The following is a 19,828-nucleotide window of genomic DNA, read 5'->3' on the forward strand; positions in this document are numbered from 1 at the left end:
TTATATCAATTAAATTCAGATTATATCTCTGATGCTTCTGCAACTAAAAGTGCATTACCATCTGCTAATCCTTTTTCTATAAATTCGTTAATAGCATCGTTACGTTCTAAGCCATTTTTAAGCAGTACTTGCAACGTTAACATCACAGCGATACGTGTACCTACTTTTTTAGCAGCAGTTCCAAATAACGGCTCTAATTCGTCGTAAGACACTTTTTCTGCCAATTCTAAAATATCGGCTTTAATTTTCTCACGTTTAGCATCTGGTAAATTCGTATATTTTTTACCAAATTGCTGAATCACATCTATAGCCTTACGTTGTGGCTGATTAGATTTAGGCTGATTCTGATTAGGATTCGGCTCCGTTTTTGGCTTTTCTTTTGCCCAAGAATCACGTAATCCAACTGTTTTATTAAATATTAAATTTTCTGAAGTTGAATCGTAATCGACATTAAAATAGCCTAAACGCTGAAACTGAAAACGCTCGCCTACTTTAGCTTCTGTTAAGCTAGGTTCTACAAATGCAGTAATTAGTTTTAAAGACTCAGGATTTATAAAGTCCATAAAACTTTTATCGGCATGACTATCTGGAGATTCGTCCATAAATAATCTATCGTATTCTCTAACAACAGCTTTAACAGCATGTTTTATAGATACCCAATGCAAGGTTCCTTTTACTTTACGTAAACTAGCTTCTGTGCCGCTACCACTTAATGTATCCGGATCGTAACTTACATGAATTTCGGTAATGTTTCCATTCTCATCCTTTACAACGCTTTCGCCTTTAATAATGTAAGCGTTTTTTAAACGGACTTCTTTTCCTAAAGTTAGGCGGAAATATTTACTATTCGCTTGTTCTTTAAAATCATCACGTTCAATATACAATTCGCGAGAAAATGGTACTTGTCTAAATCCAGCACTATCATCTTCTTGGTTATTTTCTGCTTCTAACCATTCGTCTTTATCTTCTGGATAGTTAGTAATTACTAACTTCACCGGATCTAAAACCGCCATAACACGCGGTGCCGTTTTGTTTAAATCTTCACGAATACAAAATTCTAAAAGCGAAACATCAATTACATTTTCACGCTTAGCTACCCCAACAGTTTCCACAAATTTTCGGATTGCCGTTGGCGTATAACCACGACGACGTAACCCAGAAATAGTTGGCATACGCGGATCGTCCCAACCGTTTACCACACCATCTTCTACCAATTGTAACAACTTACGCTTACTCATAATCGTATAGCTTAAGTTTAAACGTGCAAATTCGCGTTGTTTTGGGCGTACTTGGTCTTCTACAACTAATTGATCTAAAAACCAATCGTAAAGCTCTCTGTGAGGTTTAAATTCTAACGAACATAAACTATGTGATACTTGTTCTAAATAATCACTTTCACCATGCGTCCAGTCGTACATTGGGTAAATACACCACGTATCTCCTGTGCGGTGATGCGATTTCTTTAAAATACGGTAAATAATAGGGTCACGCATTAACATATTAACATGTTGCATGTCTATTTTAGCACGTAAAATATGTTCACCTTCATTAAATTCTCCCGCTTTCATTCGGTTGAATAAATCAAGATTTTCTTCAACAGTTCTATTTCTAAACGGACCATCTATACCAGGTTGAGTAGGCGTTCCTTTTTGTTCGGCCATAGCTTCAGACGATTGCGAATCGACATACGCTTTGCCATCTTTTATAAGTTGAACTGCCCAGTCGAATAACTGCTGAAAATAATCTGAAGAATATACTTCCTTATCCCAATGGTAACCTAACCAAGAGACATCTTCTTTAATCGCATCTACATATTCCTGCTCTTCTTTAGCCGGATTAGTATCGTCGAAACGAAGGTTTACAGGCGCATTATAACGTTCGCCTAAACCAAAACTAATTCCTATAGCTTTAGTATGCCCAATGTGTAAATACCCATTAGGTTCTGGCGGAAAACGAAAACGTAATTTATCTTGAGATATTTCGGTTTTTAAATCGTTTTCTATAATATGTTCAATAAAATTGAGTGATTTTGTTTCTTCAGACATAAATGATAAGAATACCTATTAAAAATAAATCACAAAATTAATGAAATATCCGCTTGCTTACTATTATTCTTAGAGATAATGATTAATTTTATAAAAAAAATTAATCCATAAAATATTATTTATTTACAGGCTTATGGGCGTTATAAAAGTAGAGAATATAAGAATTTTCGCTAATCACGGTTGTTTAACCGAAGAAACTAAAATAGGAAGTGATTACCGTGTAGATTTAGTTATAAAAGCTAATTTACAAACTTCCGCAATTTCTGATAATCTAATAGATACAGTAGATTATGTGTTTTTAAACAGAATAGTTAGAGAAGAAATGAAAATTCCTTCATACCTTCTGGAAACTGTTGCTAAACGTATATTAATAAGAATATTAAACGAAAATAAATCTGTTAATAAAGCAACAATTAGCGTTAGTAAACTAAACCCTCCTATAGGTGGAGATGTAGAAATGGTGACTATAAAAATGACGGAGAAAAGAAAAAAGTGAAAGTAAGTAGTGTAGATTCATTATTTTTTTTACATTTGCAATCCGTTAATTACGGCGTCGTGGCCGAGTGGCTAGGCAGAGGTCTGCAAAACCTTGTACAGCGGTTCGAATCCGCTCGACGCCTCTTAAAACCTTCAAGTTTACTTGGAGGTTTTTTTATATCCGAATTTTAAAATCTTACTTAAAAAAGAACATAACCTATTATCAATTAAATATATTTAGATAAATCTAAATTACTGATTGTAAACAAGAAATTAATTTGAAACTAAAATTACGCTTACGCACTTAGTAAATAGACTGAAAAATTACGATAGAGATACCAAATTGAAGCTTTATAAAAAAAGAAATCCAGATCTTTTTTATAAAAAAGCTCTGGATTAAATATGTTTAATGTAATGGATTTATTTGTTCGAATTTATCCTTTAAGATTTCCTTTTCTTTAGGAAAGAACCCTTGAACAAGTAGTAAAACACCAAAACCTAAAATAACAAGAGATACTATTTTTTTTGTTTTAAAAATAATACGCGGTGTTAATTTATTTCTCAATGATTTAGCTGCTAACATTTTAAATAAATCTACTATAAAATAGACAGTAAGTATAGTGGCTAAAAAAATATGTACGCCAAATTCATTATCTGTCATAGAGTTTCCTATAACTATAAAACTTAACCATCCTAAAAGGACACCTACATTTATAAAATTTAATAGAAACCCTTTCATAAAAAGCTTCCCATAATTTTTTTGAACTTCGATGCTATGATACTCTCTTAAAATTGTTCTAAAAGATTTTTGTGCTTTTACAAAAGATATTAAACCATAAACAACAAGTAAAACACCTCCAAAAACAAAGAAGTTAGGATCGTCTTTTATACGATCTAAAATACGACTGGTGCTGTAAAAGGCAACGACAATAAAAAACATGTCGGCAATAATAACTCCTAAATCAAATATAAGAGCGCTTTTAAACCCTTTTGTAGCGCTAGTTTCTAGCAAAACAAAAAATACTGGTCCAATTGTAAAGGATAACAATATTCCGAAGGGAATAGCTCTTAAAATATCTTCTAACATAGCTCGCGATCTCTGCCGCAAATTTAGTAAAACTTAAGGGAATTAGTCTACTCTTAGAATTCTTCCGCCTAATACTTTATTTTCGTTAACAGTTTCTGGCTTACCATAAATATAAACATCTCCGCCAGCACGAATGGTAGCGTCAACAGTTTTAGATGCTTTTACGTGTGCTTCTCCTGCAGCATGAATGGATACTTTAGAGGTTTCTGAATCTAATAATTGTCCGTTATAAACACCACCTGTTAAAATGTTAATTTGTTCATTTTTAGCAGATCCACTCGTTGTAATTTCTCCACCGGTAATAGATTTTACTACTACAAAAGACACATTTAAAGGGACATTTATTTTTCCACCTTCTTGTGCTTTTAATTCAATTTCAAATTGTTCTACAACATTATCAGATTTTAGTACAGCACCTTCGTTAACATCTATTACATCTATAGTTGTATAATACAGATTAACTTTAGTGTCTTCGCCATTAAAAATGTTATCAATACTCATTCTAACTTTTAAAATACCATTTTTATTAATGGTTTCAACTTTATCTGCATTATTACCAGTAATCTCGATTTTATTAACATCAGATTTTATTAAATTTAGATGAATTAAATCGTAAACTTTAACTTCTTTAAAATCTCCTACTAATTTTTCTACTTTCTTTTGCGCATGTAATCCCATGGATAAACATGCTATAAATATAATTACTAACTGTTTCATTTTAATTGAATTATAATATTATTTTATTCTAATTAATTTGCTATAAAATTGAAATTTAACCTTATAACTTTCACTCAAAATGTATGAGGTACTGAAAATAAATCCAGTAGTGTATTCTCATAATTTTTACGTTCATTGCACTTATTAACAATATTTAAACTTGTTTTAGCTTATTAATAAGTGCTATATTTTTATGTGTTTGATTTACCTATTAAATGAAAATCAAGATGTTTTTTTACTAAATCTGTTTCTTTTACTTTTACAATAACTTCGTCACCTAACTGATACATAGTTTTAGATTCGCGACCAATTATAGCATATTGACTTTCGTCAAATTCGTAATAATCCCCTTTTATATCGCGAGTTCTTACCATACCTTCACATTTATTATCGATAATTTCGACATAAATTCCCCAGTCTGTAACTCCAGATATTACACCTGCAAACTCTTCATCTTCATGATCTTGCATGAAACGAATTTGCATGTATTTAATAGAATCTCGTTCTGCTCTAGTTGCTAAATATTCCATACTACTGGAATGTTTACATTTTTCTTCGTAAATAACTTCACTAGCAGATTTTCCATCATCTAAATACAGTTGTAGCAAACGATGTGCCATAACATCTGGATAACGACGAATTGGAGATGTAAAATGACTATAATAATCGAAAGCCAAACCGTAATGTCCAATATTATGCGTTGTATACTCGGCTTTACTCATGGTTCTAATCGCTAATGTATCGACTAAATTTTGTTCTTTTTTACCTGCAACATCGGTTAATAAACCGTTTAATGAAGCCGAAGTGGATTTACGATCTTTAAAATCTAATTTATATCCAAATTTAAAGACAACATTCTGAAGCGCATGTAATTTACTTTCGTCTGGCTCGTCGTGAACACGATAAATAAATGTTTTTTCTGGTTTTTTCTTACCTACAAATTCTGCTACTTTCTTATTAGCCAATAACATAAATTCTTCAATTAATTTATTAGCATCTGCAGATGTTTTAAAGAATACACCTACAGGGTTACTTTCGGTGTCTAAATTAAATTTAACTTCAACCTTATCGAAAGAAATAGCACCGGCTCCCATACGTTTACTTCGCATAATTTTTGCTAGTTGGTCTAATTTTAAAACAGCATCTGCAATGGGTTGATCTACATTATAAGCGTCTCCTGTTATAGAAATTTCTTTAGGAATTGCATTTAATTTAGTTTCAATAATATGTTGTGCTTCTTCGTATGCAAAACGTGCATCACTATAAGTTACCGTTCTACCAAACCATTGGTTAACAACTTGAGCTTTATTATTTAATTCGAAAACGGCCGAAAAGGTGAATTTTTCTTCATGCGGACGTAAAGAACACGCATTGTTAGATAAAATTTCTGGTAACATTGGTACCACACGATCTACTAAATATACAGATGTTGCACGTTCATAAGCTTCGTCATCTAAAATAGTTCCTTCTTGTACGTAATGTGACACATCTGCAATGTGAATTCCGATTTCGTAATTTCCATTTTCTAAAACTTCAAAAGATAAGGCATCATCAAAATCTTTAGCATCTTTAGGATCTATGGTAAAAGTTAATACTTTACGCATATCCCGACGTTTTTTAATTTCGTCTTCGTTTATAGAAGTATCAATATTATTTGCAAACTCTTCTACCTCAGGAGGAAACTCATAAGGTAATCCGTAATCGGCTAAAATGGCATGAATTTCTGTATTATGCTCACCTGGTTTACCTAAAACTTTTAAGACTTTTCCGTTTGGTGAATCTGCTTTATCTGGCCAATCTTCAAGGCTTACTAATACTTTATCGCCATCTTCTGCACCACCTGTTTTATTAATTGGCACAAAAATATCTTTATACATTTTATAGCCATCAACAACTACAAATGCATAGTTTTTACTTAGCTGAATAACACCAACATACTCTGTTTTAGCACGTTTAATTATATTGGTAATTTCGCCTTCTAACTTGCCATGTTTTTTACGTTTATAAACGTAAAGTTCTACCTCATCGCCATTTAAGGCTTTGTTTATATTATTTGAAGCAATAAAAATATCGTCATCATAATCTTCACAAATCACATAACCTGAGCCTTTAGAAGTTAAATCTATAATTCCTGTACTATATTCTGTATTAACAACGGCTTTAAATTTACCGCGTTCTACTTCTTCTATTTCCTTTTGAGAAAGTAATAATTGAAGTTTTTTAATTATTTGGTTTCTGCTGCTGGCATCGTTTACATTTAAAATTGCAGCTATTTGTTTATAATTGAAGGTTTTATTACGTTCCTTTCTTAGGATGTTTAAAATCGTTTGAGAGAGATTAGAAATCCCATTAGAAGCTTTCTTTTTCCGCTTTCTTGTCATAATCTACTTTTGTATTGTAACAAAGCTACATTTTAAATACTAAATCAATGTTTCTTTATTAAGAAGTTTAACTATTCATTTAAAATTAAAAAAAAATTGTCTTTAAAAACAGTTATAAACATATATATATATATAATCAGTTTTCTTTTAAAATTTAAAAAAATAAATAGTGGTTATTATAGTCTGTTAATATGTAGCATAACTTTTTTGACTTTTATTTTGATTCTATCTTGTTTACATATTGTTGATACAAAGTGAACATGTTATTACATATTTAAACTCTTAATATTGAACTCTTTTATTTGTGTTATCAACAATTGTTTATAACTGTAATTTACATAAAATGTTTGATATTTTATTTTTATTTTGATGTTTATATGAGTCGATTTTGGTCTAAGAACTTTTCTAAAGAAAATGACTAAAATTTTAGGAGTGTATGATATAATCTTTGGTTGAAAAAAAAAATGAGATTTAAAAATAAAAGTTTAAAAAAGTAATGAACAGATATTAACAATTAATTAATACTTAAACACTTTTTATGAACAATTGTTACCTAAAGGTTTAAAAATGGTATACTTAACGTGATTTTAATAAAAAAATAAGTATTGTAAGGTATGTAATTATTAGGCATTTAGGTAGGTTATTAACCATCATTTCGTACATTTACTACCTTTAAAATTCGAACCTTATTTACATTATAATTTAACAAAAAATAGCCACACACATTATGAAAATTTCAATTGGAAATGATCACGCAGGAACACAATATAAATTTGCAATCCTAAAACATTTAGAAGCAAAGGGATACGTTGTTAATAACTATGGAACAGATGCTGCAGACAGTGTAGATTATCCAGATTTTGTACATCCAGTTGCTAAAGACGTTACTAATAAGACGGTTAATTTTGGAATTATTATTTGCGGAAGTGGAAACGGCGCAAATATGACAGCTAATAAACACCAAGCTGTTCGGTCTGCTTTATGTTGGACAAAAGAAATAGCCATTTTAGCAAGAGAACATAACGATGCTAATATTTTAAGTATTCCAGCGCGTTATACTGCTGTAGAACAAGCTATAGAAATGGTAGATGCATTTTTAGAAACTGCTTTTCAAGGTGGTAGACACCAAAATCGAGTAAATAAAATTCCAATACATTGTTAAAATGTCTAATTCGCACGACCATAAACATGAGCATCAGACTTTAAAAGGTAGAAACTTACTATTTTCTATTTTATTAAATGTCCTTATTACCTTAAGTCAGGCAATAGGTGGAATTGTTTCGGGTAGTTTATCTTTATTGAGTGATGCTCTGCATAATTTTACAGATGTTATTTCATTAATTGTTAGTTATATAGCTAGTAAACTATCTAAACAAAAAGCATCTATACATAGAACCTTTGGATTTAAACGTGCAGAAATTTTAGCTGCTTTTATAAATGCGTGTACTTTAATAATTATTGCCATTTTATTAATTATTGAAGCTTTTAAGCGTTTTTTAGATCCACAACCTATAGAATCTGACCTTGTTATATGGTTATCGCTTTTAGGTATTTTGGCAAATGGTTTTAGCGTGTTGTTATTAAGACAAGATTCAAAATCTAATTTAAACATGCGAAGTGCTTATTTACATCTATTTACAGATATGATGGCAAGCGTTGCTGTTTTAATTGGAGGTTTACTCATGAAATATTTTCAGATGTATTGGATAGATAGTGTCCTTACTTTTTTAATTGGAGTATATTTAATTTGGGTAGGTTACGACTTGTTAATAACTGCAACAAAAATGTTAATGCTGTTTACACCGTCTCATATTAATGTAAAAGATGTGGTACGTTCTATAAACAAATGTCCTAAGGTTAATAAATTACACCACGTGCATATCTGGAATTTAAATGATGATGAATTACATTTAGAAGCCCATTTAGATTTTAAAGAAAATATTTCACTAACCCAATTTAACGATATTTTATTTCAGATTGAAAACATTTTACATGATAAATTCAATATAAACCATGTAAACATTCAGCCTGAATTCAATAAAAAAGATCCTAAAGAAATTATAGTCCAAGATTAAATGATAAGTTGTACAATAAAATATTTTAACGAACTTAATATTCACGAATTATACGCCTTATTACAGTTGCGAAGTGAAGTTTTTGTGGTAGAACAAGACTGTGTATACCAAGATATAGACGGAAAAGATAATAAAGCACTACATGTTTTAGGCTTTAAACAGAACGAGTTAGTAGCCTATACCAGAATTTTTAGATCTGGAGATTATTTTGAACAGGCTAGTATTGGACGCGTAATTGTAAAAGAAACGGAACGTAAACATAAATATGGTTATGATATTATGAATGCTTCAATACATGCTATAAATGATGAGTTTAATGAGCATATTATAAAAATATCAGCTCAAAAACATCTAGAATCCTTTTATAATAGTTTTGGTTTTGAAACTGTTTCCGAGCCGTATTTAGAAGATGGTATTCCGCATATAGGTATGCTTTTAAAACCTTAAACTTATTTTGTTAAAAACTTACTATAAGTAGTCGCGTTACTCAAAATTTGAGTAGCGCGTTTTATTTCAGGATTGTGAGTTTTATAGTAATCGTAAACACCTTCTCTGTAAGCATAACGTTTAACAATTTCGTCTGTTAATAAACTTGATAATTGTGCCTTGTTTTCGTCTATACCCTTTATTTTTGAGGTGTTTAGATTGTTAATAAGTATATTGTAATCCTTTCGAATACTATTATCTAATCCTTCTTTTTTTGAACTTTCAAATGCCTTTGTTAATGCTTTCTCAGTTTCAGTTTCAAAATTAAAATTGTTAGTTTTTAAATATTTTTTAAAATCTGAAAAATCTGAATCTGTAAGTTTAAAAGCATCTATATCTTTAATATTTTGATGTGCATAATAATATGTAGTCGCGTAATCGAAAATAAGATCTTCGTTTACAATTGCATTTGTAATGGCAGAATTTTTTGTAATCTCTAAAGATTCGTCTGGTAAGACTCCTCCGCCATCAAAAACCGGACGACCGTTTTTAGTTTTAAACTCATGATAATTTTCTTGAGCTATTCTAACTGCATCTCCTTTATCGTCACGATGCCAATAATCTAAAGCCTGTATACAACGTCCAGATGGTGTATAATATCTAGAAATTGTAAGCTTTAACTGTGTACCGTAAGTAAGTTGTTTTGGACGTTGTACTAATCCTTTACCAAAACTACGAGATCCAATAACTACAGCACGGTCTAGATCTTGTAAGGTTCCTGCAACAATTTCGCTTGCAGAAGCACTACGACCATTAATTAAGACTACTAGAGGAATCTCTACATCTAAAGCATCTTTTTGCGTGTAATAGGTTTTATTGAATTTTTTAACTTTAGATTTTGTGGTTACTACTAATTGTGCTTTCGGAACAAAAATATTTACCGTATTTACAGCTTCGTGTAACAAACCACCAGGATTGTCGCGTAAATCTAATATGATATTTTTTGCACCTTGAGCTTTTAAATCTTTTACAGCATAAGCAGTTTGCGAAGAAGCTTTATTATTAAACTGACTTAAAACAATATATCCTGTATTTTCATTAATCATAGAAAAATAAGGTACCGCATTTATTTCTACTTCTGCCCTATTTATACTGGCTTTATGTGTTTTTCCTTGGCGTTTATAAGTTACTTCTATAGTTGTTCCAGACGATCCTTTTAATAAATCTCCTTTATCTTCTTTAAAAGTTTCTAAATCTATATTACCTATTTTTATAATTTCGTCTCCCGCTTTTAAACCAGCTTTATCTGCAGGATAATCTTTATAAGGCTCAACGATAACTAACTTATCTTTTAAGGTCTTTACACGTGCTCCAATTCCAGTATAATCTCCCGTGTTATTAATTCTAGCAGCTTCTACATCTTGTTCGTTCATAAATGTAGTGTACGGATCTAAATCTTTTAACATGCTTTTTATAGCGGTGTCCATTAAATCTGCCGGATTCGTCTCATCTACATAATTCATGTTTAGTTCTTTGTAAAGCGTAGTAAATATTTCTATTTGCTTGGCAATTTCAAAGAAATCGTTTTGAAATGCTGTTGTTGAAACAAATATAGCAACCGCAAAAACAGGAATTAGAATCTTTTTTTTAAGTAATGTTTTCATGTATAAAACGGTTTTTAATGTATTATATAAATTGAATATGTTTATAAGTTTTGAGCTTCAGCTTTCTTAAATTTTTCGAACAATGTATTTACTTTTTTTTCTACAAATTCGTAGGTTGGCAGTTCTTTACCAAAATATAAAATCATAAATGCATATTGCGATGTGATAGTACTAAAATGATTATTTTTATTTAATCTGTAAGCTTCTCTTAATAGGCGTTTTACACGATTTCTATCGACTGCTAATTTAAAATTTCGCTTACTTACAGATACACCAGTTTGTAGCATTACTTTATCTTCGAAAGTAGTTTTTAAATAGACTAAGCGCAATGGATATGCAGATACTGATTTCCCTTCTGTAAAGAGTTTTTCAATAATTATTTTACTTTTTAGTTTTTCGGTTTTACCGTAAGTATTTTTCATAAATTAAATATCGGCACTTGTTAAAATAGTAACACCGTGTTGCTTTAAATCTAAAATAGCATTGTTATAAACATCTTTAGATATATAACGTGTAGTATCTGTAATATAATATGTTTTAAAGCCTAAATTTTGTGCATCTTTTGCTGTAAAGTACACACAATAGTCTGCTGCTAATCCGCACACATATACTTCGGTTACTTTCATGCTTTTTAAATAGGCTTCTAAACCAGTATGTTGCGTTTTATTATTATCGAAAAAGGCACTGTAACTATCAACATTTTTATTCATACCTTTTCTAAAAATTGCTGCAACAGCATCTGTATTTAAGTCTGAAGAAAATGCTGCTCCATGTGTACCTTGTACACAATGATTTGGCCATAATACTTGATCTTGACCGTTTAATTGAATAACATCAAATACATTTTTTGCGTTGTGGTTACCTGCAAAACTAGCATGATTTTCTGGATGCCAATCTTGAGAGGCTACTACAATATCAAACTTAGATTGTATCTGATTTACCAACGAAATAATATCGTCTCCATGTTCTACAGCAAGTGTTCCTCCAGGTAAAAAATCGTTTTGAATATCGACAAGAATAAGTGCTTTCATTACGATTGTAGTTTTTCTTTTTTTAACTGATCTCTTAAGGCTTCTAATTCTGGACTTAATCCTACCTTATAAACATGCGGATTGTCAAAACGTTTGTGTTCTATTGGTAGTTTTGAAAGATTTTCTTTAGCAATTTCTACTAATTCTGAAGTCGATTTTTTAATATTAATACGTTTACCATCTATCATAACATCGTGTAAAAGTGGTCTTACTGTATCGTATTCAATAGACATACGTTTATGTGTTTCAAACGGATGTGCCATAGTTTTTGGAGCTTCTATATGGTGTAATGTAATGGCATCTGCTATATAAAGTCCGTTTTCATTCATATAACGATACACTTGTTTTTTTCCTGGAAAATTCATTTTCTTTAAATTTTCAGAAATCTTAATTCGTGGTGTATTATTAAAGCTACATAATTTGTAAACACCATCTAAAGCACCATTTTCTTTACCTACAACTAAATTAGTACCAACACCGTAAACGTCTATTTGCGCTTGTTGTTCGTTTAAACTTCTAATAACATGTTCGTCTAACTGATTTGATGCAGCAATTTTTACATAGTCTAAATTTGCTTCGTCTAATTGTTTTCTAACCGCTTTAGATAAGTATGCTAAATCTCCACTATCTAAACGTATACCAAGTAATTTTTCTCCACGTGCTTCCATTTCTTTAGCTACAATTATAGCATTAGGAACACCGCTTTTTAAGGTATCATAAGTATCAACAAGAAGAACGCAGCTAACAGGTCTAGTTTCTGCAAAATCTCTGAAGGCAGTAAGCTCGTCGTCGTAGCTTTGAATATAGGCATGTGCCATAGTTCCTGATACAGGTATATCGTATAATTTTCCTGCAAGCACATTAGATGTATAATCGAAACCACCAATAAAAGAAGCACGTGATGCTTGTAACCCAGCATAACCTTGTGCACGTCTTAAGCCAAATTCTGCTAAACTTTTTTCATTTCCAGATACGTATCTAATTCGACTTGCTTTGGTTGCTATTAACGATTGAAAATTAAGCGAGTTTAATATAAATGTTTCAACAATTTGACATTCAATTATAGAACCTGTAACGGTTAAAATTGGACTAAAAGGAAATATAATTTCACCTTCTTGCATACTTTGAATATGCCCAGTGAATTTGAAATTTTTAAGATAATCTATATAATCTGAATCGAATCCTTGATCTTCTAAATATGATATATCTTCTTCAGAAAAGGCAACAGTTTCTAACCAATCCAAAACTTCTTCTAAACCACAAAACAGTACATAACCGCCTTCGAAAGGTATTTTCCTAAAAAAGTAATCGAAGGTAGAAGTTACTTCATGCTTCCCTTTTAAGAAGTAAGATTGCCCCATGGCAAGTTGATATAAATCGGTATATAGTGCTGAATTTAAATTCATTTTAAAATATTTTTATATAAAAATAACGCATGTTTTTTACAAATGTATAAACATGCGTTATTAATTAACAAAAAGCCTATTTTTAATTAAGACTAAAGTGTGTTGTTTACTTTGTTTATATCTGCCATTAACCCTTTTGGATCTATTTGAATGTTTTTAATATTTCCTTTAGCCGAATTGATGGTAAATGTGTAAGTTGGATATGCCCAAGCCCAATCTTTTAATAATGTTCTAGGAGTTGTTGCAGGTTTTTCGCCACGCATCATAGTTAATGGAATGTAGAATTGTTCTTTAATACCATTAGCGTAAGTAACTTCAATATCTAAAGGCATAGGCATTAACCCAATGCGTTGTAAAGTTACTTTAGTTGTATTTCCAGAATCGTTTACAGATTTAATTCCGTAATCTATAGTGTTTGTTGTTTGTGTCCAATCTGTTAAGTACCAATCTAATTCTAAACCAGAAGTTTTTTCTGCAGAACGTATAATATCAATAGGTCTTGGATGTTTAAAAGAAAAATCTGTAAAGTATTTTTTTAGTGTTTTATTTAAGTTGTCTTGTCCGATTACATAACCTAATTGAGATAAAAAGACTTCCCCTTTATTATATGCTGCAATACTGTAAGCCATGTTACAATCGTAACGGTCTGAATGTGTCGATTGTGGTTGTTCTTTACCAGATTTTACTAAGTAAAAGTATCCACGGTATGCACTTTCTGATGGATTTACTTTATTCTCGTCCATAATAACATTCATGGCTTGATCGCTAATATAACTCGTAAACCCTTCGTCCATCCATTCGTGTTTAGATTCGTTTGAAGCTAACAAGAACTGAAACCATGTATGTGCCATTTCATGAGCTGTAACACCTACTAAACTACCAAATTTACGTTCTCCAGTAATAAGTGTACACATTGCATATTCCATTCCGCCATCACCACCTTGGATAATTGAGTATTGTTTGTATGGGTACATCCCTACTTCTTTACTATAATATTGCATTAACTCTACCGCTTTAGGTTGGAGTTTTTTCCAGTTAGAAGTAAATTCTGGATTGTTTTTATAGAAGAAATGTAATAATGGTCCGTTAGGCACTTGCATAGTATCGTGCACATATTCTGGATCTGCAGCCCATGTAAAATCGTGTACGTTTGGAGCTACAAAATGCCAGGATAATTTATCTGATTTAGATTTTTTTATGGTTTCAGTTTCGTAACCATGACCAATTTCATTAGGGTTTTGAAGATATCCTGTACCTCCTACTGTATAAGATTTATCAATGTTTATAGTAACGTCGAAATCTCCCCAAACTCCGTGAAATTCTCTTCCTATATAAGGATCTGCATGCCAACCTTCAAAATCATATTCAGCTAATTTTGGGTACCATTGTGTCATAGATAAAGCAACACCTTCTTTATTATTTCTACCAGAACGACGAATTTGAAGTGGTAATTGCGCATCAAAATCCATATCGAATGTTACTTGTTCTCCTGGCTGAATAGGATTTTCTAATTTTACTTCTAAAATAGTTCCTACAGTTTCGTAAGCAATTGCTTTTCCATCTTGTTTAAGCGATTTTACTTTAATGTAACCAATTTCGTCTGGTGTTAAGGTAGAAATTCTACTTTTTCCATTTTCCATCATTCTACCATCAGGATCTTCAATATTTTGTAAACGGATATCCATTTCGCTTCCTGGTTGGAAAGCGTTTAAGAATAAGTGATAATACACGCTTGTTAGTACATCTGGAGAATTGTTAGTATATACTAATTTTTGAACACCTTTGTATTGATAGTTTTTAACATTCATATCAATATCCATAGTGTAATTTACATGTTGTTGCCAATATGTAGGATCTATGCTTGAAGCTGAACCACCGTTCGTTGTTGTAGTTTCTACAGACTTACAAGACGTAAGCACTAACAGGAGTCCAAAGATTGAGTAAAAAATATGTTTCATATAAGAAGAGGTATTAAATAAAAAGCCTCATCAAGTTTTGATTGATGAGGCTTTTTATATTAAGATTTATTTATTTTAATTTTGAAGCCAATATTAATGCATTATAAGCATTAACCATTTTATGAGATTTAGATAAATCTCCAAAAGGTTTTTTATTGCTAGGATCTCCAGCGACAACAACATCTATGTTTACAGGTAAACCAGAATCCATTAATACTTGCTTAACTTGTGCCGCAGATAATTTTGGATATTGAGAGCGAATTAAAGCAGCTACACCAGCAACAGCAGGCGATGCCATAGAAGTTCCTCCTTTAGTATCGTATTTATCGCTACCAGGAACAGTAGAGTAAATTTTTGCACCAGGCGAAAATACATCTACATTAATTTTTCCGTAGTTAGAGAATCCTGCAACCATTTCTGGTCCGTATTTAGGCTCTAATGCACCAACAGTAACAAATGTATCTCCTACTTCTGGACCATTATCTATTTGATCGTTAGGAAAACAATTTTTAACATCTAAATCTTGTCCTTCGTTACCAGCTGCATTTACAAAAAGTACATCTTTTTCACTTGCATAAGCAATAGCATCTCTTACCCAATCACTGTGTGGTGAGTAGTATTTACCAAAACTACCGTTAATAATTTGTGCACCATTATCTACAGCATAACGAATTGCTAAAGCAATATCTTTGTCGTACTCATCTCCATTAGGTACAGCTCTTACGCTCATAATTTTTACATTATTAGCAACACCATTTACACCTAAACCATTGTTACGTTCTGCTGCAATAATTCCTGCAACGTGGGTACCGTGACTTTCAGAATCTTTTACAGGCATAACGTTACCGTTTCCGTAACCAACATCTGTTAAATCGTCTGGATTATCTCCTGTTTTTCTGCCTTGTAATTTAATATTAAGGTTATAGTTTAAACGTTCAGAAATACTTTCAAGACCGTTGTTTAAATCTTTTTTAGCAGCATTTACATCTTCAAAACCAAGACCTAAAATATATTTTCCAATAGCCACTGCTGTTGTTAAATCTTCGTTATCTCCCGTTTGAATACTTTCAAGATCTGCTAAGTTATAATCTGATTTATTTAATTTTGCAGAAATTAATTCATCTGCACCTTTTAATTGTTGTAATAACTGATCGTATTGCGTTTTATAATTTAAATATTTAGCATACTCTTCGTCATATTCTTTTTTAGCTCTTGCATAATCAGGATTTTTTTCGTCTCCCGTTGCTAAAACTCTTACATATTCTAATTGTTCATCGTAAGTATCTCCTAAGAAGTTCCAACCATGAATATCATCAATATATCCATTTTTATCATCGTCAATTCCATTGTTAGGAATTTCTTTTTCATTAGTCCAAATTACACCGTCTAAATCTTCGTGTTCGATATCGATACCAGAGTCAATTACGGCAACAATTACGGTTTTACCTTTTTTATCTTTAATAATTTCTGTGTAGGCTTTATCTACACTCATTCCAGGAATTGTATCTTGTATAAGATCTAAATGACCCCAAGTATGTTTTTGAGTATCTGTTAAAGGAGAAATTTTTAAGGGTATACTATCTATGTTTTCGATAGGTGTAGAAAGGACTTTAGCACCACCACCACAGCTTGTTAAAAAAGTTGCAGCAATTGCAGAGAATAGAATTGGTTTAATAAAATTCATGTGTTTATTAATATGTTTAATTAAAAATGTCTTTACAAGTGTACGTGTCTTTTAAACGTACGCCTTTTTCTGTATGCTTTAGAGTGATTATTTCGTTGTGAGCATCGTGCTCCAAAAATAGGTAATAATTATTATCGGCTGCTAGATTTAAAAATTTTTCTTTCTCATTAAGAGTTATAAGCGGTCTTGTATCGTAACCTACAACATAAGGCAGTGGAATATGTCCTGCAGTTGGTAATAAATCGGCCATAAAGACAATGGTTTTATCTTTGTATTTAAGTTGAGGAATCATTTGTTTATCGGTATGTCCGTCTACAAATAAAATATCAAATCCGAGTTCACTATTTTTTAATAAATCTTGTTTTGGAAGTGCTGTAAATTTTAACTGACCACTTTCTTGTATTGGAATAATATTTTCTTTAAAAAAGGATGCTTTTTCTCTCACATTAGGCTGAGTAGCCCATAACCAGTGGTCTTCATTACTCCAAAAATGAGCATTTTTAAAAGCAGGTTCGTAGCCTGTTCGGTCTTTATTCCATTGAATACTGCCACCAACATGATCGAAATGTAAATGTGTTAAAAACACATCTGTAATATCGTCTCTATGAAATCCGTATTGCTTAAGAGAAGCATCTATAGAATGATTTCCCCAAAGTGAATAATATCCAAAAAACTTATCAGATTGTTTATCTCCCATTCCTGTATCTACCAAAATAAGTCTGTTCCCATCTTCTATTAATAACGATCTTGCAGCTATATCGATTAAATTATTAGAATCTGCTGGATTTGTTTTTTGCCAAATAGATTTAGGAACAACACCAAACATTGCACCACCATCTAGTTTAAAATTTCCAGTTTCAATAGGATATAAATTCATGTCTTTTAATTTTAAACCGTAAAGTTAAAAATAGTGAGGTAGTTTTAAGTAAATGTTATTTTTTATTGGGTCTTTTTTAACATAAAAAGACCATGTCTCACTCAAATAAACTAAAACTTTTATATATTCACCTTAGAAAAAATGATTGATGTTAGAACTTGCAGGAATAATTATATTAGGGATATTAGCGCAATGGGTAGCTTGGAAATTTAAAATACCAGCTATTTTGCCTTTAATACTTATTGGATTGTTAGTTGGGCCAATTGCGGCCGAGTTTTTTTCTCAAGATGGCTCGAAATGGATAGAGCCTATTTGGAATGGACGTGAAGGTTTATTTCCAGGAGAAAGTTTATTTTATTTTGTCTCGCTAGCCATAAGTATTATTTTATTTGAAGGTGGTTTAACGTTAAAATTAAACGAAATTAAAAACGTGGCACCAGCCATAACAAAACTAATTACCTTAGGGTCTGCAGTAACCTTTTTTGGTGCTGCTATTGCTGCACATTATACGTTTTATTTGAGTTGGGAAATATCGTTTCTATTTTCTGGTTTAATTATAGTTACAGGACCAACCGTAATTACTCCAATTTTAAGAAATATTCCATTACCAAAAGATGTCTCTGCGGTGTTAAAATGGGAAGGAATTTTAATAGATCCTATTGGGGCATTAATTGCCGTTTTGGTTTTCGAATTTATTAGTGTAGATGCTGGTGGAGAATTTACTAAACGTGCCTTTATAGAATTTGGAAAAATTGTATTATTTGGGTTTACTTTCGGGTTTACATTTGCACATGCTTTAAATACCATTATTAATAAAAAATGGATTCCGCATTACCTATTAAATGTGTTTGCTTTAGCCTCTGTTTTAGGTGTTTTTGTATTGTCTGATTCTTTTGCTCACGAATCTGGACTTTTAGCTGTAGTAGTTATGGGAATGGTTTTAGGAAATTCTAAATCGCCTTACTTAAAAGAACTACTTTATTTTAAAGAATCACTTAGTATATTATTAATTTCTATACTATTTATTTTATTAGCAGCGAATATAAATATGAGTGATTTATTACTAATTTATAATTGGAATACAGCCGTTTTATTTGCTATTGTAGTATTTCTAATTAGACCTATCGCGGTGTTTATAAGTACATATAAATCGTCTTTAAAACTTAAAGAAAAGTTATTTATTAGTTGGGTTGGACCTCGTGGTATTGTTGCTGCTGGTATAGCTTCGTTATTTGGTTTAAAATTAGCAAAAAGCGGTATTCAGGATGCCGAATATATTACACCTTTAGTATTTATGATTGTACTTGGAACAGTACTTTTAAATGCGACTACAGCACGTTTATTTGCTAAATTAGTTGGCGTGTTTTTGAAAAATTCTGAAGGTATTTTAATTGTTGGTGCTTCTAAATTATCGCGTTTAATTGGTCATTATTTAGAACAAAACGGACGCCATGTGGTTATGATAGATAGTAATCCTTTAAACATTAAAAAGAGTGAAGAATTAGGGTTAGAAGCTATAAATACCAACATTTATTCTGATACGTTAATGGATAATATTGAATTGAATGATGTTGGATTTCTTATGGCATTAACAGCCAGTTCCGATATTAACAAATACGCTATTAATAAGTTTAGTAAGCAATTTGGTGAAAATGGATCATTCAGGTTATTAACGGCTGATGAGATGAATAATGTTGATATAATTCCGCCGGAAGGCTTATTTTCTCAAACAGACGATTTTAATTCCCTAAGCGAAGTAACTCGTAAATATCCTGCGATAAACGAAATTGAAATTAAAGACAAAACTCATTTTATTAATTTATTGAATATTAGTGATTCTGATAAAGATATTATTCCTCTTTTTGTAAAAAACCATAATGGTATTTTAGATATTATTTCATCTTCAAATAAAGATAAACATGCTATAGAATCTGGTTATATTTTAGTGTATTTAGGAAAACCTTTCGATGTAGAGAAAATGTAATTTTTTTACTTTTAAA

General features: G+C 31.3%; 16 protein-coding genes and 1 tRNA gene. 6 read left to right on the plus strand and 11 right to left on the minus strand.

Annotated elements, in window-relative coordinates; genetic code table 11:
• Nucleotides 1-20: 20 nt before the first annotated feature.
• On the minus strand, nt 21-2,045 hold the full coding sequence (locus tag Q1B05_RS00485) for a glutamine--tRNA ligase/YqeY domain fusion protein (protein ID WP_299776527.1): 2,025 nt from the start codon (nt 2,043-2,045) through the stop codon (nt 21-23).
• Nucleotides 2,046-2,178: 133 nt separating this feature from the next.
• Between Q1B05_RS00485 and folB the strand changes: the two genes are divergently transcribed.
• Both folB and Q1B05_RS00495 read left to right on the plus strand, forming a co-directional pair.
• On the plus strand, nt 2,179-2,541 hold the full coding sequence (gene folB, locus Q1B05_RS00490) for a dihydroneopterin aldolase (RefSeq protein WP_299776528.1): 363 nt from the start codon (nt 2,179-2,181) through the stop codon (nt 2,539-2,541).
• A 53-nt stretch (nt 2,542-2,594) separates the two neighbouring features.
• A tRNA-Cys gene (locus Q1B05_RS00495) sits at nt 2,595-2,665 on the plus strand.
• A gap of 263 nt (nt 2,666-2,928) precedes the next feature.
• Here the strand turns inward: Q1B05_RS00495 and Q1B05_RS00500 are convergent.
• The 3 genes from Q1B05_RS00500 to rnr form a co-directional block, all read right to left on the minus strand.
• Nucleotides 2,929-3,609 (minus strand): LysE family transporter, encoded by a 681-nt coding sequence (locus tag Q1B05_RS00500; protein WP_299776529.1) that lies wholly within the window; start codon nt 3,607-3,609, stop codon nt 2,929-2,931.
• A gap of 42 nt (nt 3,610-3,651) precedes the next feature.
• Nucleotides 3,652-4,326, minus strand: a complete 675-nt coding sequence (locus Q1B05_RS00505; protein ID WP_299776530.1) for a head GIN domain-containing protein — start codon at nt 4,324-4,326, stop codon at nt 3,652-3,654.
• Between the two features lie 191 nt (nt 4,327-4,517).
• Nucleotides 4,518-6,707, minus strand: coding sequence for a ribonuclease R (gene rnr, locus Q1B05_RS00510; RefSeq protein ID WP_299776531.1), 2,190 nt, complete (start codon nt 6,705-6,707; stop codon nt 4,518-4,520).
• 727 nt (nt 6,708-7,434) lie between these two features.
• On the opposite strand from rnr, the gene Q1B05_RS00515 reads away from it, so the two are divergent.
• From Q1B05_RS00515 to Q1B05_RS00525, 3 genes are read left to right on the plus strand one after another with little or no spacing between them, the layout of a single operon-like run.
• Complete coding sequence (locus Q1B05_RS00515) at nt 7,435-7,869, plus strand: RpiB/LacA/LacB family sugar-phosphate isomerase (protein ID WP_299776532.1); 435 nt, start codon at nt 7,435-7,437, stop codon at nt 7,867-7,869.
• Between the two features lies 1 nt (nt 7,870).
• Nucleotides 7,871-8,782 (plus strand): cation diffusion facilitator family transporter, encoded by a 912-nt coding sequence (locus Q1B05_RS00520; protein ID WP_299776533.1) that lies wholly within the window; start codon nt 7,871-7,873, stop codon nt 8,780-8,782.
• Nucleotides 8,783-9,229 carry a GNAT family N-acetyltransferase gene (locus tag Q1B05_RS00525; protein ID WP_299776534.1) on the plus strand — a complete coding sequence of 149 codons (447 nt, stop codon included), beginning with the start codon at nt 8,783-8,785 and terminating at the stop codon, nt 9,227-9,229.
• 2 nt (nt 9,230-9,231) lie between these two features.
• On the opposite strand, the gene Q1B05_RS00530 is transcribed toward Q1B05_RS00525, so the two are convergent.
• From Q1B05_RS00530 to Q1B05_RS00560, 7 genes are all read right to left on the minus strand, one after another.
• Nucleotides 9,232-10,872 (minus strand): S41 family peptidase, encoded by a 1,641-nt coding sequence (locus Q1B05_RS00530; protein WP_299776535.1) that lies wholly within the window; start codon nt 10,870-10,872, stop codon nt 9,232-9,234.
• Between the two features lie 41 nt (nt 10,873-10,913).
• A complete protein-coding gene (rnpA, locus tag Q1B05_RS00535) occupies nt 10,914-11,294 on the minus strand; it encodes a ribonuclease P protein component (RefSeq protein ID WP_299776536.1) in 381 nt (126 codons plus the stop codon).
• 3 nt (nt 11,295-11,297) lie between these two features.
• Nucleotides 11,298-11,903, minus strand: coding sequence for a bifunctional nicotinamidase/pyrazinamidase (pncA, locus tag Q1B05_RS00540; RefSeq protein ID WP_299776537.1), 606 nt, complete (start codon nt 11,901-11,903; stop codon nt 11,298-11,300).
• The gene (locus Q1B05_RS00545; protein WP_299776538.1) at nt 11,903-13,309 is read right to left on the minus strand and encodes a nicotinate phosphoribosyltransferase; all 1,407 of its coding nucleotides are present in this window, start codon (nt 13,307-13,309) and stop codon (nt 11,903-11,905) included. The genes pncA and Q1B05_RS00545 overlap by 1 nt, the downstream gene beginning before the upstream one ends.
• A gap of 92 nt (nt 13,310-13,401) precedes the next feature.
• The gene (locus Q1B05_RS00550; RefSeq protein ID WP_299776539.1) at nt 13,402-15,267 is read right to left on the minus strand and encodes a M1 family metallopeptidase; all 1,866 of its coding nucleotides are present in this window, start codon (nt 15,265-15,267) and stop codon (nt 13,402-13,404) included.
• Nucleotides 15,268-15,337: 70 nt separating this feature from the next.
• The gene (locus Q1B05_RS00555; RefSeq protein WP_299776540.1) at nt 15,338-16,951 is read right to left on the minus strand and encodes a S8 family peptidase; all 1,614 of its coding nucleotides are present in this window, start codon (nt 16,949-16,951) and stop codon (nt 15,338-15,340) included.
• 16 nt (nt 16,952-16,967) lie between these two features.
• Entirely contained in the window at nt 16,968-17,828 is an 861-nt protein-coding gene (locus Q1B05_RS00560) for an MBL fold metallo-hydrolase (RefSeq protein ID WP_299776541.1), read from the minus strand.
• A gap of 148 nt (nt 17,829-17,976) precedes the next feature.
• Between Q1B05_RS00560 and Q1B05_RS00565 the strand changes: the two genes are divergently transcribed.
• Nucleotides 17,977-19,812 (plus strand): sodium:proton antiporter, encoded by a 1,836-nt coding sequence (locus Q1B05_RS00565; RefSeq protein WP_299777451.1) that lies wholly within the window; start codon nt 17,977-17,979, stop codon nt 19,810-19,812.
• Nucleotides 19,813-19,828: the final 16 nt, after the last annotated feature.

The sequence above is a fragment of the uncultured Formosa sp. genome (genome assembly GCF_947500765.1).
In the GTDB taxonomy this organism is placed as follows: Bacteria; Bacteroidota; Bacteroidia; order Flavobacteriales; family Flavobacteriaceae; genus Formosa.